Source organism: Adlercreutzia mucosicola DSM 19490 (assembly GCF_000422625.1).
GTDB classification, from domain to species: domain Bacteria; phylum Actinomycetota; class Coriobacteriia; order Coriobacteriales; family Eggerthellaceae; genus Adlercreutzia; species Adlercreutzia mucosicola.
On record NZ_AUGK01000009.1, the window covers coordinates 99,860 to 113,342 of the forward strand.

The window sequence follows — 13,483 nt, forward strand, 5'->3', positions numbered from 1 at the left end:
GGACCTGGCGGTTTGCTCGAAGCGGGCGAAGACGTTCTAAGCGGGCGTTCGGAAGAGGCGTTCGGGAAGTACCTTCGGAAAGGACGGATCATGAACGGAAAGTCGGTGGCGCGGGGCGCGGTGAGTGCGGTGGTGCTGTTCGCGGCAGCCACGGTGCTGTGCGGGGTGCTGTATCCGCTGGCGGTGGCCGGAGTGGCGGCGGTGGCCTTCCCCTGGCAAGCCACGGGATCGATCATCGAGGTGGACGGGGTGAAGTACGGCAGTGCCCTGGTGGGCCAGCCCTTCCGCGGCGAGGGCCACCTGTGGGGGCGCCCCACCCTGGCCGACGCCCGCGCCTTCGCCGACGAGGACGGCGCACCGCTTCTGTGGTACGGCCCCGAGAACCTGAGCCCCGCCAGCGACGAGTTCGGCGAACGGGTGGCAAAGCGCGTGGCGGCGGTGCGGGCGGCCCACCCCGACCAGGGCGACGCCCCGGTGCCGAGCGACCTGGTCACCGTGTCGGGGTCGGGTTTCGACCCGCACATCTCGCCGGCCGCCGCCGAGTACCAGGTGGGACGCATCGCCGCGGCCACGGGGCGCAGCGTCGAAGAGGTGCGCGGCATCATCCGCCAGTGCACCGAGCGCCCCTTGCTGGGGGCTTTGGGCGAGGCGCGGGTGAACGTGCTGAAGGTGAATCTCATGCTGGACGGCATTCTTTGATTCGCTCGCTCTGGCGGGACGAGCGAATTGCGCCGACGCTGCGGCTCCGATGGGCGCCGGTCGGACCTTCGCTGGCCCCTGGGGTGCTTCCCCGCCATTGATTAACTGTTGATGGGGCGAAACCATCGGAAGCGGGTGCGGTGATAGGATGATGGAGACGGTAAGCAATGGAGCGGAAGGGAGGCTGCGGTGGCGCTTGGGCGCGATAACGGGGATGAGGCCGAGGCGCGCCGCGATCCCGATGCCATTCTCGCCCGCATGCGGGAGGAGGAGGCCGACGAGGCGCCCGCGGGCCGCGGCAAGCTGAAGGTGTTCTTCGGCTATGCGGCCGGCGTCGGCAAGACCTATGCCATGCTGACCGAGGCCCACCGCGCCGTTGCGGCCGGAGCCGACGTGGTGGTGGGCTATGTAGAGCCCCATACCCGTGCCGACACCCTGGCCCTGCTCGACGGCTTGGAAGTGCTGCCCTGCGCCACGGTGCACCACCGCGGCATCGCTCTGCGCGAGTTCGATCTCGATGGCGCGCTGGCCCGTCGGCCCGAGGTGATCCTGGTGGACGAGCTGGCTCACACCAACGCCCCGGGCTGCCGTCACCGCAAGCGCTACCAGGACGTGGAGGAGCTGCTGCGCGCCGGCATCGACGTGTACACCACGGTGAACGTGCAGCATCTGGAGGGGCTCAACGACAAGATCGCCGCCATCACGGCGGTGGCCGTGTCCGAGCGTATTCCCGATCGCATCTTCGATGCCGCCGATTCCGTGGAGCTGGTCGATTTGGAGCCGGCCGATCTTATCGCCCGCCTGGAAGCGGGGAAAGTGTACGCGCCCGTGCGGGCCAAGGCGGCCTTGGCGCATTTCTTCTCGAAGCCGAACCTGGCGGCCCTGCGCGAGATGGCCCTGCGCCGGGCGGCCGACCGTCTGACCCGGGCGAGTACGGGCACCTCGGTGCCGCGCTCCGATGCGGGAGAAGACGTGCTGGTGCTCGTCACGGCCGATGCGGGCGCGCCCCGCGTTATCCGAGCGGCGGTGAACTTGGCCGAGGCGCTGCACGGTCGTTGCACGGCTTTGGCGGTGGAGGACCCCGACGGCCGCGAGGGCGACCCGGAAGGCGCCAAGGCCCTGCGCCGCGCCCTGGATGTGGCCGAGGGCATGGGCGCCCGCGGCGTCACGCTGTCGGGGGACGACCCGGTGATGCCCTTCGCCCACTACGCCGCCACGGCGGGCATCCGCCAGCTGGTGGTGGGCGCCTGTCCCGGGCGCCATCGGCGGTGGCGGCGCCGCGCCGTCGCCGATCGGGTGATGCGCGCCGCTCCCGAGGCCACGGTGACCGTGGTGCCGCCCGTGGATGCGCCCTCGGTGCTGCGCCGGCTGCATGCGCGCTCGGGCTTCACGCCCACGGTGGCCGACGGGGCCCGCGCCCTGGCGGCCGTGGCCGTGGCGACGGCCATCAGCGCCGTGTCTTGGGCCATAAGTCCCGCCACCTCGGTCATTCTCATGGTGTATCTGCTGGTGGCGCTGCTGCTGGCCACGCGGGCCGACGGCTTTCTGTATGCGGCGCTGGTGGCCCTGGGCAGCGTGGTGGCCTACAATTTCTTCTTCACCGCTCCTCGCTTCACCTTCCATGCCTACGGGCTGTCGGCGCCGGTGATCTTCGCGTTTCTGCTCATGGGAACGTTGGCGGCCTCGTCTCTGGCTATTCGCCTGAAGCGCCAGGCGGCCACCGCGGCGCGGCGGTCCTACCGCACCGAGGTGCTGCTGGAGAGCAGCCGCAAGCTGCAGGCGGCGACGACTTTGGGGGCCTGCCTGGAAACGGCGGCCGCCCAGGTGGTGAAGATCCTCGATCGGCCCGTGGTGATCTATCAGGCCGATGCCACGGTGCCCGGGGGCTTGCGACCTCCCCGCGTATTCGACGTGCCGGGCACAGGCGGCGGCGACGGCAGCTGCGCGGCGCTGGTGGCTCCCGGCGAGGCGGCCGTGGCCGCGTGGGTGGCCGCCAACGGCGAGCCGGCCGGGGCCACCACCGACACCCTGCGCGAGACGCGCTGCCTGTATCTGCCCATCCGCACGGCCGAGCGGGTGTTCGGCGTGGCGGGGCTCGTGATGGAGCAGGATAGCGAGGACTTCGGCGCCTTCGAGCGCAACTTGCTGGTGGCCCTGCTGGACGAGTGCGGCCAGGCGGCGGGCGCCCTCGCCCTGGCCGCCGAGCGCCGCGACCTGTCGGTGCGGGCCGAGAAGGAGACCCTGCGGTCGAATCTGCTGCGGGCCATCTCCCACGATTTGCGCACGCCGCTCACGAGCATCTCCGGCGACGCCGACATGCTGCTGTCGTCGGACGCCGCCCTGGACGCGGCCCAACGCCGCCGTCTGCTGTCCGACATCTCCGAGGATGCCACCTGGCTCATCGACCTGGTGGAGAACTTGCTGTCGGTCACGCGCTTGGATGATGGGGCCGAGCCGGTGACCATGCAGCCCGAGCTGGTGGCCGACATCTTCGCCGACGCCCTGCGCCACGGAAGCCGCGCGGCTGCCGACCATGAGCTTGCGGTGTCGCTGGATGACGAGTTCCTCATGGCCTCCATGGACGGCCGCCTTATCGTGCAGGTGGTGGTGAACCTGGTGAACAACGCCGTGGCCCACACGCCGGCCGGATCGCGCATCAGCGTCGGCGCGCACCGTGAGCGCCGACGTGGAGCCGATTTCGTGGTGATCACCGTGGCCGACGACGGCCCGGGCATTCCCGACGGGGAGAAGGCGCGGGTGTTCGATCTGTTCTACCACGGCGGTTCGGTGGGCGGGGAAGGGGGCGACGCGCGCCGCGGCATGGGACTGGGGCTGGCGCTGTGCCGCTCTATCCTGCGCGCCCACGGCAGCGACATTGTTCTGACCGATGCCCAGCCCCACGGCTGCGTGTTCTCGTTCCGCCTGCCCGCCGCCGCGCTTCCCGAGGAGTCGGCGGGGGAAGGCGCGGGAGCGACTGGGGGACGCGACACGTCTCCGACGGCCGCGCCCTTGTTCACGGTGCGTCCGTCGGCCTCGGGCGCACCCGGTGAAAAGCCAGCGGGCGAGGGAGGGGAGGCGCGATGAGCGCTAGCAACGAGCCGGTTATTCTGGTGGTGGAGGATGACCCCGCCGTGCGCAATCTGGTATCCACGGCCCTGGACGTGCACGGCTACGCCCATCGCGAGGTGCCCACAGCTACCGCGGCCCTCATGGAGCTGACCTGCGCTTCCGACATCAGCTTGGTCATTCTCGATCTGGGATTGCCCGACCGCGACGGGGTGGAGGTGATCGGCGCCCTGCGCGGGTGGTCGCGCACGCCGGTGATCGTGCTGTCGGCGCGCCAGGAGGATGCCGACAAGGTGGCGGCCTTGGACGCTGGGGCCGACGACTACCTCACCAAGCCCTTCTCGGTGGAAGAGCTGCTGGCCCGCGTGCGCGTGGCCCTGCGCCGTTTGGCCTACGACGAGCCCGCGCCCGCCGCCGAAGTGTACCGCAACGGCGGTCTCGCCATCGACTTCGATTCCCACGTGGTCACGCGCGATGGCGCGGAGGTGCATCTCACGCCCATCGAGTACAAGCTGCTGGCCCTGCTGGCCCGCAACACGGGGAAGGTGCTGACCCACAACTACATCCTGAAAGAGGTGTGGGGCCAGGCGCTGGCCAGTGACCTGCCCAGCCTGCGCGTGTTCATGGCCACCCTGCGCAAGAAGATCGAGCCCGACTCCGCGACCCCCTGCTACCTGCAGACCCATGTCGGCATCGGCTACCGTATGCTGCGGGTAGAGTAGGGAAGCGGCAGGTTTGCGCCTCTGACCCTTACGGATGACTTGCCAACCCCGACGGGCGGCCTAAAGCCCGCCCCTACGAAACGCGTTGCCGTGGCCGTGGGGCAACTATATAGCCCCTTGTAGGGGCGGGCTTTAGGCCGCCCTCTGACGCAGTCGATCGTTTTTCTTTTTTGGTACGCAAAAGTGGCGCTGGATTGCGAAGAGTAAACACGCGATCCCCGAAACGGTCCCCCATGGCTAGAACCCGTCGGCGTTTTCCCAGGTGGGAAATGATTCGATGGCACCAACGGGCGAAAAGTATCCGCGCCCTGACTACTTTTCGCAATCCAGTGCCACTTTCGTCGTGATTTTTTAGAAAGCGAGGAGGGCTGCAGCCCGCGACGAGCAGCCCGTGTGCGTTCAGGCGTGTGCTGGCCGGGCTCGTTTCTTCGGTGATCTCGACGATCCTTATTCCGAAGTGTCGCAGCTTGTCGCTCAGCGCACTTGCGAGCAGCTCTTGCCTGACGAAGGCACTGGTCCGTCGGTGTACTATCTCGTTTGAGTCCAACTCCCCAAGCTGTAGCGCGGTCTTTGGTCGCCGAGCAGAGCGAGGCCGCCCCATCTTCCTCCCTCGGATGGGGCGGCCTCTTTTGGAGCGAGCTAGTTTGCTCTGCGTCTTATTCGGCAACGATATCGCTGGGCAACTCGATCTCGTCGTAGACGATGCGGTACTCGTCTTCGATGAAGGCAGAAAACTCACGGGGACTGAGAACGCGGGTTTTCGACTGGGCGAAGCCCACCTCGTCGCGGGTGAGCAGGACATCGGCCTTCACTTTTTCGGCGCACACGTCGATGAGGCAGTCTTCGAAATCGCGCCATCGGCGGCTGGCGGCGAGTTGGAGGTCGGCTGAGTCCAGCGAGCAAATATTGAGCCACCGATAGCTTTCCTCGAAAGCGCTCTGGATGCGTTCGCTGCTATAGGTTTTGTGCAGTACGTAGAACACATCGGTGAATGATTTCGCCGACACCCACAGCTCTGCGTCGCCAAATTCGTGCATGATGAGCAGTTTCTGGGCGACGTCGCCCTCGGGAGGCCGTTTCGTGTACAGGTCGATGAGCACGTTGGTGTCAAGCAAAACGCGCATAGCGATCATCCCTCGCCTGGTTCAGTTGCTGTTTGAAGGATGGGGCTTCGGCGGCCGGAGAGCTGTCGCCGACGTACATGGCTCGCAGCGAGCGGGCGATCCGCGCCTGCTGCCCGGCGGATAACTGGCGATGCTGGCCCTGCTGGCGCTCGAGCGTGCCTCGCGGCTCGGGGAGCCGCCGTTCTGCCAGCACATAGCGATAGGCGGCATTGATGAGCTGGGAAGGAGTGGCGCCCAGTTCGCTCAAGAGAGCGTTGCCTTCTGCCTTGACGGCAACCGGTACGCGGGCGGAGACGGTGGCATCCATGATAGCCTCCTTTCGAGGTGGCTTCATCATAATGTAATACTGTGCGACCATCAAGACGATGAGGCGCATAGAATAGGCGGTTCGGAGTCGAGCGACCCCCCGTGCCGTGGTATTATTCGGAGCGGTAGATAATTCCTTGGATTGGAGGACGTGGTATGACGGTGAGTGCTGATAGGTGGCAGGCCCGTGCGGCGATGTGCGAGCTTTTGGCCCTGTCGTTTCGCTATCCGGAAGACCGGGTGCTGGCCGACGCCATCGCCTCGGGCGAATGGGGCGAGGCGGCCGACGAGATCGCCGGAGCGTTGGGGATCAGCTGGTCGGTCGCGGCGGCGCCCGGGACGGCCGAGGCCGCGGCTCTGGACGATCCGGCCGAGCTGCAGAAGTCGCTGCGCACCGAGGCCACGCGCCTGTTCGTGGGCGCTCCCGAGGCAGCGGCCAGCCCCTATGAGGGCGTGTGGCGCGCGCATGCCGAGGGCGTGCAGCCGCTGTTGTTCGTGAATCCCCATTCCATGGCGGTGGAGCGCTTCTGCAAGGCCTGCGGCCTGGGCCGTCCCGAGGGCACCAACGAGCCCTTGGACGCTGTGTGGACCGAGCTGGAGCTGATGGAGTACCTGGCTCTGCGCGCCGCCGCCGACGCCCTGGACGCCGAGGGCGCCGCTGACGTGGCCGCTGGCGGCGACGGCGCGCCCACCGAGGCCGAGGCCGCGGAATACCGCGAGATCGGCGATGAGATCGACGAGTTCGACACCGACGAGGGCCCCGAGCCCGGCGACGTGGTGGCGTCCGCCGACCTGCCCGGCGGCTCGCCGGCCGCGGCCTGGGACGAGTTTGTGGCCGATCACGCCCGGGTGTGGATGGGCCGCTTCGCCGAGGGCGTGCAGGAGGCCTCGCGCGTGCCCTTCTACCGCACGGCGGCGAACCTGCTGGCGGCATTCATCGGCTAGCGTAGCGCTGCCGGCAACTTCATCAGTGAGCACAGGGCCGCTGGCAATTGCGCGGCCAAACGTACGGTCGAAGCAGGACCCCGCCTCGGGTATGGCGGGGTTCTGTTCTTTTCGGCCGTCTTTTTGTGCAACAAACTCCGATAAGTAGACACGTTGGGCTGCGTGTTTCGCCGATTCGCTCCGAGGTAGGGGAGATTTCCTGGGAAAACGTCGTGCGGAAGGCCGCGACGCCCTCTTGAGGCCGGGCGGAATGTCTACCTATTGGAGTTTGTTGCACAAATGAGGGCAAAAGCGACGCTCGGTGGCGGAAAGCGCCCGTTACTGGGTGGGAGGCGCGCGGTGCTCCTTGTTGAACTGGGCCCAGACGCCGGAATACAGGATGGAGTCCATAAGGTGCTTGTCCCGCACGAGGGGCAGCCGCTCGTAGGGGGCGGCCGTCTCGGCGGCGGTGAGGGCCAGGGTCGTGCCCATGGCCTCGGGGTCGGAGCCCAGGGCCACGAAGGGGTTGTAGCTGCCGCTGCGCTCGTCATCGTCGAAGTCCACCGCCGCGTCCATAAGGTAGATGAAACGTCCGAGCGCCCGTCCGAGCTCGCCCATGGCATCGGCCCAGAACCCCTGGCCGTAAGCGAACAACCGGCCCAGCAGCGCGCCGAACTCCCGGGCGGCGGCATCGGGGTCGAAGGCGTCGGCAGGAGCGCTCTCGATGGCCCGGATGGCCGCCATGGACATCTCGATGGCGGCGCAGGCCTCGGGGATGCGCTCGGCGGCCCGGCCGTAGGCCCCAGTCAGCAGGCGCTCGGCGGCGCGGGCGCCCAGACTGCCGCCATCGGCCACGTCGTCGAGCGCCTTGTGGTAAGCGAGCGCCACGGAAAGATCGGCTGCGTAGTCGGTCCAGGTCGAGCGCGCCCACGCCCGAGGCGCTGCCGGGGCCGGATGCATCACGCAGTGGCTTTTCCCGCGGGTTTCCTCGGGCTCGTGCAGCGAGGCGCACAGCAGCACGAAGAAGGTGAGATCGTAGGTGAGGCAGGCCCGCGACCGTTGACCGTAGCGATCGCGCAGAGCCAGGCACAGCCCGCAGTACACCTCCTGATAGCGCGCCTTCTCATCGTCGGACAGGGCATCGGCGTCGGCTACCACGAATCCGAACATGGCACTCCCCGAAACCGCCGCCGCTTAGGCGGGCTTGCGGGCCACGTGCACCGCCGCGATGCCGCCCGTGTAGTTCTTCCAAGTCACGTCGGTGAAGCCGGCCTCGCGCATCAGATCGGCCAGGCCCTCCTGATCGGGGAAGGCACGGATGGACTTCGCCAGGTACACGAAGCCCTCGTTGTCACCGGTGATAAGGCCGCCCCAGAAGGGGATCAGATGGCGCAGGTAGAAATGGTACAGCGCCCGCCAGGCGCGGTTCGGCGGCGTGGAGAACTCCAGGCACACCAGCGACCCGCCCGGACGCAAAACGCGGAACATCTCGGCTAGGGCGCGGGGCCGGTCGGGCATGTTGCGGATGCCGTAGGCCATGGTGATGACATCGTAGGAACCATCGGCGTAGGGAATATTCTGGGCGTCAACCACCTGAAAGTCGATGGGCACCCCGGCGCCGTCGCCCTCGTCGATGTGCATGCGAGCCACGTCCAGCATCTCGGGCACCAAGTCGGTGCACTGGATGTGGGCCGGGTGCTTGGTGCGGGCCACGGTGAAGGTGACGTCCCCGGTGCCCCCGGCGATGTCGAGCACGTCGTGGTGCTCGGCGATGGGGGCCTGGCGCATCATACCGGCCAGCCACAGCTTATAGGCGCCGAAGCTGGAGATGGCGTTGAACCGCTCGTATTTCCGCGCGATGGAGGAGAAGATGTCCTTCACGCGCTCGCTGGATAGCTCGGCCGGGGCCTCAAGACCGGTGGCGGTATCGATGCTCATAGCGGGGAACTCCTTGGGTTGCTCGTCGTTTGTCCCCAGTATACGCCCCCAGGCCGCAAAACCGCGGCGCTTATCCGTGCACGGCGGGCGGTCATGCTATCATGGGCCATCGAACTTGTTATCGCCCCTCGTCCCACGGGAGGTCCCATGCTTTTGTGCGCCCAGTACATTCTGCCTGTCACGTCCGAGCCTATCATCGATGGCGCCGTGCTCGTGCGCGATGGCGTTATCCGCGACATCGGCAGCGCCGACATGCTGCGCCTGCGCTATCCCGACGAGGAAGTGGTCGATCAGGGGCTCGCGGCCATCATGCCCGGCCTGGTGGATCTGCACACGCGCCTGGAGCAGTCGGTGCTGCGCGGCGTGGTGAACGATGCCCCCTACGTGGAATGGCTGTCGGAAGTGGGCCGCAAGGCGAGTCGCCTGGAGGCTGCCGACTGGTTCGACTCCGCCATCCTGGGCGGCCTGGACGCACTTTCCAGCGGCATCACCACGGTGGCCGATATCACCACCACCGGCGCCTCCTGTACCGCCGTGAACAAGCTGGGCCTGCGCTCGGTCATCTACCGCTCCGTGGCCGCCATGGACAAGGACCGCATCAACGCCGCCATGCAGCTGGCCCAGAAGGACATCCTGCACTGGCGCGAGGAGGTGGACGGCGATCGTGTGACCATCGGCATCGCCCCGGCGCCTCTGTTCACCAACCACCCGGCCACGCTCACGGCCGTATCGCAATTCGCCACTAAGGAGAACTTGCCCGTGGCCATGTGGCTGGCCGGCAGCCGCGAGGAGTGCGACTTCGTGAAGTACGGCTCGTCGCCCTTCCAGGTGCACGGCGGCGATGTGAAGCGCGGCTATGTGGAGATCCCGCCGTGGCTGCCCACCGGCGTCAGCCCCGTGCGCTACGCCCTGAACTGGAGCGCTTTTGACGCCCCCAACGTGATGATCGTGGGCGCGGTATGCGTCGACGACGAGGATCTGCGGAAATTGCGCGAGTACAACGTGGCCGTCTGCGTGTGCCCCCGCGCCTGCGCCCAGCTGGGCATGGGCGTGGCCCCCTTGGACGAGTTCATCCGCGCCGATCTGCGCGTGGGCCTGGGCACCGATTCCCCGGCCGCCACGGAATCCACCGACATGCTGTCCGAGATGCGCTTGGGGATGCTGCTGCAGCGCGCTGTGAACCCGGGACGCTTCCTGGACGCCAAGACCATGCTGGAGGTGGCCACCATCGGGGGTGCGCGCGCCCTCGGCCTGGGCGAGAAGGTGGGCTCGCTCGAGATCGGCAAGCGCGCCGACCTCATCGCCGTGGACCTGTCCAGCTCGCACCAGTCCTTCACCACCGACCCGGTGGCCGCGGTGGTGAACACCTGCACCACGGCCGACGTGCTCATGACCATGGTGGACGGCAACGTGCTCTACGAGAAGAACCGCTGGCACGTGAAGGTGGAAGTGGCGAAGAACATCGCGCGGGTCATCGAGATCCGCAGCAAGCTGCGCCCCGAGGCCTAGGGTCTCGCGGCTCCGTGGAGATCGCGCGGGCACAAGGACCTGCGCGGGTTTCCACTGGCGCCGGGGGGGACAATCTGCGATAATGGCGAATTTGCCTAAGCAATTAAGGGAAACCGAGGAGCAGACGCGATGTCGCAGAGGAAAAACAAGACCGGTTCGAAGAATCCCACCCGCAAGCAGCAGGCCGAGCGCGTGCGCCGCGCCGAGCTTCAGGAGCGCCGCGCCAAGGAGGCCGCCGAGGCCCGGGCGCGCACCAAGAAGATCTTCACCGTGGTCGTCTGCATCATCCTCGTGCTCGCCCTCGGCATTCCCACCATGGCTCTGACCGTGCTCTCCCTGTAGGGCTGTAGAAAGGACCGTAGACGTGTTTGGAATCGGCGGATTCGAGCTTTTTCTCATTCTGCTGTTCGGGTTCCTCATTTTCGGACCCGATAAGCTGCCTGCTATCGCAAAAACCATCGGCAAGGGCATCGCGAAGTTCCGCAGCGCCCAGGAGGAAATGAGCGGCGTGCTCAAGGGCGAGATGGTGTTCGACAAGGATGCCGACGATCCCTTCAAGAACCCCTTGGACGCCCTGGACGACGTGGCCGCTAAGGCCAGCAAGGGTGCCGAGGCCGCCAAGAAGGCCGCCACCACCGCCTCGAAGAAGGTGAGCGACGCGAAGAAGACCGCCACGGCCGGAGCGACCGCCACCGCCGCCAAGAAGGCTGCCGACGCGGGTGCCGAGGCGGCCGCGGGCGAGGGCGAGGCTGGCAAGCCCGCGCGCGCCGAGAGCTTCGCCGAGCGCAAGGCCCGCTACGACAAGGAGCGCTCCGAGCGCAAGCAGGCCGAGGCCGATGCCGCCAAGGCCAAGGAGGCCGAGGAGAAGAAGGCCGCCGCCGAGAATTGCAAGGCCGAAGCGGCCGCCAAGCGCGCCGAGGCCGAGGCCAAGAAGAAGGCCGAGGAGGCCAAGAAGACCGTCACGGAGGCCGCCGACGCCCCGCAGGCGTCCGCTGCGACCGAGAAGGAGAACTAGATCATGCCTATCGGACCGGCACGTATGCCCCTTTTCGACCACCTGGGCGAGCTGCGCATGCGCTTGGTGCGCATCGTCGCCTGCCTCGCCGTGGCGGTCGTGGTGTTCTACATGGCCACCCCCACCATGGGCCAGTTTCTGCTGATGCCCATCGCAGAATTTCTGCCGGAGAACCCGGCTACGGGTCTCGCGTCGCTACAGGCCATCGATCCCTTCGAGGCCTTCGCCGTGCGCTTCCAAATTTCGCTGTGGGCGGGCATTATGGCCACTTCTCCCGTTATTCTGTGGCAGCTTTTGGCCTTCTTCCTGCCGGCGTTGAAGCCCGAGGAGCGCAAGTGGTTCATCCCCACTTTCGCGGCGGCGGTGTTCCTCTTCATCTTCGGCACGGTGTTCTGCTACTGCATTATTCTGAATCCGGCGTTCCAGTGGCTCACCGACCAGGCCATGGGCCTTGGCTACGTGGCACCGCGCATGAGCTCCTACATCGACATCATCATCAAGTTCGAGTTGGGCTTCGGCTTCGCCTTCGAGCTGCCGCTCATTGTGTTCTACCTGGTCATCTTCGACGTGATTCCCTATAAGAAGCTGCGCGGAAGCTGGCGTACGGTATACGTGGCCCTCATGATTATCTGCGCCGTCATCACGCCCGACGCCTCGCCGGTCACCATGCTGCTGATGTTCGCGGCTATGATCGTGCTTTACGAGGGCAGCTTGCTGCTCGCGCGTCTCGTGCTCGGCCGCCGCATCAAGGCCCAGAACGAGGCGCTCGCTGCCGAAGAGGACGAGTAAGTGCACGAGCTTGGCATTATGACCGGCGTCGTGGACGCTGCCGTGGGGGCGGCCCGCGACGCGGGGGCCGCGCGGCTTCTGGGCGTGACGCTGTCCATCGGCGAGATGTCCGAGGCGGTGGAGGATGCCCTGCACTTCGCCTTCGACGCCCTGTGCGAGGGCGATCCCTTCTTGGAGGGGGCCGAGCTGACGGTGAACATGGTGCGGCCGCGCAGCATCTGCCTGGAATGCGGCGCGGAATACGAGCACGACCGCTTCCACCTGTTCTGCCCCGCCTGCGACAGCTTTGCCACCGAGTTGGTGGCCGGGCGCGAGTTGCAGATCGACTCCATCGAAGTGGATCTGCCCGACGAGTAATGGACTAGAAACAAAGCGCTGCCATACTGAGGGCAGCGCTTTTTTTCATGGGCGGGGAAGGCCCGGCGCGAAGCGACGTCGGACGGTGAGCGCGCGGGCTGCAGGCATCGGCGGTTGCGGGTGTGCGGGATCACGCTTCGCCCTTCGCTGCCGATAAGGAAGGAGGAGGCTATGGAGCCTCTGGAGATGTACGACGCGTGCACGGCGGCTCTGGGCGACTTTGTGCGCGGGGCCGGGTTCTCGGATGTGGTCATCGGGCTGTCGGGCGGTATGGACTCGTCGCTGGTGGCGGCCATGGCCGTCGATGCCCTGGGGGCCGCATCGGTGCACGGGGTGCTGCTGCCCGGGCCCTATTCCAGCGAGTCGTCCATCGACGACGCCGAGGCCCTGGCGGCCAATCTGGGCATCGAGGCGCGCACGATATCCATCTGCGAGCCCTTCGAGGCCTTCGAGTCGGTGCTCGCCCGCGCTTGCGGCGGCGAGCTTTCGGGGCTGGCGGCCGAGAACACCCAGGCGCGCTGCCGCATGGTGTGCCTCATGGCCCTGTCGAACACCCACGGCTGGCTCATGCTGAATACGGGGAACAAGTCGGAGGCCTGCATGGGCTACTCCACGCTCTACGGCGATGCTGCCGGGGCCTTCGCGCCCTTGGGCGGCGTGTACAAGACCGACGTGTTCGCCATGGCCCGCGCCCGCAACCGCCGGGGCGCCGAGGCGGGCGAGCGCGGCCCCATTCCCGTGAACGTGTTCGTGAAGCCGCCCTCGGCCGAGCTTTCCCCCGACCAGGAGGATGAGAAGTCCCTCGGCGTGGACTACACCACTCTGGATCGCATCCTGGTGGCCGCTGTGGAGGAGGGCGCGACCTCCGAGGCTATCGTGGAGTCCCTTGCTGCCGAGGGGCGCGATGGGGACCAGGTGGGCGATCTCGTGGACCGCGTGCTCGCCCGCACCGCCGCCAACGCCTTCAAGCGCGCCCTGGAGCCGCCCTATCCCGCGGTGGATTTCTACGGGTAGGACGCGGTTCGGGCTTCCCG

Annotated in this window: 14 protein-coding genes; 10 read left to right on the forward strand and 4 right to left on the reverse strand. The window is 67.2% G+C overall.

Annotated features, from left to right (window positions below; genetic code table 11):
* The first annotated feature begins 90 nt into the window (after positions 1 to 90).
* The 3 genes from kdpC (at position 91) to G503_RS0106595 (ending at position 4,487) form a co-directional block, all read left to right on the forward strand.
* Positions 91 to 699: a potassium-transporting ATPase subunit KdpC gene (gene kdpC, locus G503_RS0106585; RefSeq protein WP_051191003.1), complete on the forward strand. Its 609-nt coding sequence runs from the start codon at positions 91 to 93 to the stop codon at positions 697 to 699.
* A gap of 189 nt (positions 700 to 888) precedes the next feature.
* Positions 889 to 3,783: an ATP-binding protein gene (locus G503_RS14130; RefSeq protein ID WP_235715513.1), complete on the forward strand. Its 2,895-nt coding sequence runs from the start codon at positions 889 to 891 to the stop codon at positions 3,781 to 3,783.
* Positions 3,780 to 4,487: a response regulator gene (locus G503_RS0106595; RefSeq protein ID WP_028026954.1), complete on the forward strand. Its 708-nt coding sequence runs from the start codon at positions 3,780 to 3,782 to the stop codon at positions 4,485 to 4,487. Before G503_RS14130 ends, G503_RS0106595 begins: the two co-directional genes overlap by 4 nt.
* 656 nt (positions 4,488 to 5,143) lie before the next feature.
* On the opposite strand, the gene G503_RS0106600 is transcribed toward G503_RS0106595, so the two are convergent.
* Together G503_RS0106600 and G503_RS14135 are read right to left on the reverse strand one after the other, a co-directional pair.
* Entirely contained in the window at positions 5,144 to 5,611 is a 468-nt protein-coding gene (locus tag G503_RS0106600) for a type II toxin-antitoxin system VapC family toxin (protein WP_028026955.1), read from the reverse strand.
* Positions 5,595 to 5,918, reverse strand: coding sequence for a type II toxin-antitoxin system RelB/DinJ family antitoxin (locus tag G503_RS14135; RefSeq protein ID WP_160344967.1), 324 nt, complete (start codon positions 5,916 to 5,918; stop codon positions 5,595 to 5,597). Before G503_RS14135 ends, G503_RS0106600 begins: the two co-directional genes overlap by 17 nt.
* Positions 5,919 to 6,073: 155 nt before the next feature.
* Between G503_RS14135 and G503_RS0106610 the strand changes: the two genes are divergently transcribed.
* Positions 6,074 to 6,862: a TorD/DmsD family molecular chaperone gene (locus G503_RS0106610; protein WP_028026956.1), complete on the forward strand. Its 789-nt coding sequence runs from the start codon at positions 6,074 to 6,076 to the stop codon at positions 6,860 to 6,862.
* A gap of 318 nt (positions 6,863 to 7,180) precedes the next feature.
* Here the strand turns inward: G503_RS0106610 and G503_RS0106615 are convergent, their stop codons facing one another.
* On the reverse strand, positions 7,181 to 8,011 hold the full coding sequence (locus tag G503_RS0106615) for a DUF5685 family protein (RefSeq protein ID WP_028026957.1): 831 nt from the start codon (positions 8,009 to 8,011) through the stop codon (positions 7,181 to 7,183).
* A 24-nt stretch (positions 8,012 to 8,035) separates the two neighbouring features.
* A complete protein-coding gene (locus G503_RS0106620) occupies positions 8,036 to 8,779 on the reverse strand; it encodes a class I SAM-dependent methyltransferase (protein WP_028026958.1) in 744 nt (247 codons plus the stop codon).
* A gap of 147 nt (positions 8,780 to 8,926) precedes the next feature.
* Between G503_RS0106620 and G503_RS0106625 the strand changes: the two genes are divergently transcribed.
* The 6 genes from G503_RS0106625 (at position 8,927) to nadE (ending at position 13,463) form a co-directional block, all read left to right on the forward strand.
* Complete coding sequence (locus G503_RS0106625; protein WP_028026959.1) at positions 8,927 to 10,288, forward strand: amidohydrolase family protein; 1,362 nt, start codon at positions 8,927 to 8,929, stop codon at positions 10,286 to 10,288.
* A gap of 129 nt (positions 10,289 to 10,417) precedes the next feature.
* Complete coding sequence (locus G503_RS0106630) at positions 10,418 to 10,630, forward strand: hypothetical protein (RefSeq protein ID WP_028026960.1); 213 nt, start codon at positions 10,418 to 10,420, stop codon at positions 10,628 to 10,630.
* A gap of 22 nt (positions 10,631 to 10,652) precedes the next feature.
* Positions 10,653 to 11,303 (forward strand): Sec-independent protein translocase subunit TatA/TatB, encoded by a 651-nt coding sequence (locus G503_RS16570; protein WP_028026961.1) that lies wholly within the window; start codon positions 10,653 to 10,655, stop codon positions 11,301 to 11,303.
* Positions 11,304 to 11,306: 3 nt separating this feature from the next.
* Complete coding sequence (gene tatC / locus G503_RS14140; RefSeq protein WP_035022194.1) at positions 11,307 to 12,092, forward strand: twin-arginine translocase subunit TatC; 786 nt, start codon at positions 11,307 to 11,309, stop codon at positions 12,090 to 12,092.
* Positions 12,093 to 12,449 (forward strand): hydrogenase maturation nickel metallochaperone HypA/HybF, encoded by a 357-nt coding sequence (locus tag G503_RS0106645; protein WP_028026962.1) that lies wholly within the window; start codon positions 12,093 to 12,095, stop codon positions 12,447 to 12,449.
* Positions 12,450 to 12,620: 171 nt separating this feature from the next.
* Positions 12,621 to 13,463 (forward strand): NAD(+) synthase, encoded by an 843-nt coding sequence (gene nadE, locus G503_RS0106650; RefSeq protein WP_028026963.1) that lies wholly within the window; start codon positions 12,621 to 12,623, stop codon positions 13,461 to 13,463.
* Positions 13,464 to 13,483: the final 20 nt, after the last annotated feature.

Bases quoted from the DNA above. Each gene is read 5' to 3' on its own strand.
- kdpC (WP_051191003.1), top strand. From the start codon at position 91: ATGAACGGAAAGTCGGTGGCGCGGGGCGCGGTGAGTGCGGTGGTGCTG.
- G503_RS0106630 (WP_028026960.1), top strand. From the start codon at position 10,418: ATGTCGCAGAGGAAAAACAAGACCGGTTCGAAGAATCCCACCCGCAAG.
- tatC (WP_035022194.1), top strand. From the start codon at position 11,307: ATGCCTATCGGACCGGCACGTATGCCCCTTTTCGACCACCTGGGCGAG.
- G503_RS0106610 (WP_028026956.1), top strand. From the start codon at position 6,074: ATGACGGTGAGTGCTGATAGGTGGCAGGCCCGTGCGGCGATGTGCGAG.
- G503_RS0106620 (WP_028026958.1), bottom strand. From the start codon at position 8,779: ATGAGCATCGATACCGCCACCGGTCTTGAGGCCCCGGCCGAGCTATCC.
- G503_RS0106600 (WP_028026955.1), bottom strand. From the start codon at position 5,611: ATGCGCGTTTTGCTTGACACCAACGTGCTCATCGACCTGTACACGAAA.
- G503_RS0106625 (WP_028026959.1), top strand. From the start codon at position 8,927: ATGCTTTTGTGCGCCCAGTACATTCTGCCTGTCACGTCCGAGCCTATC.
- G503_RS0106595 (WP_028026954.1), top strand. From the start codon at position 3,780: ATGAGCGCTAGCAACGAGCCGGTTATTCTGGTGGTGGAGGATGACCCC.
- nadE (WP_028026963.1), top strand. From the start codon at position 12,621: ATGGAGCCTCTGGAGATGTACGACGCGTGCACGGCGGCTCTGGGCGAC.
- G503_RS0106615 (WP_028026957.1), bottom strand. From the start codon at position 8,011: ATGTTCGGATTCGTGGTAGCCGACGCCGATGCCCTGTCCGACGATGAG.
- G503_RS14135 (WP_160344967.1), bottom strand. From the start codon at position 5,918: ATGGATGCCACCGTCTCCGCCCGCGTACCGGTTGCCGTCAAGGCAGAA.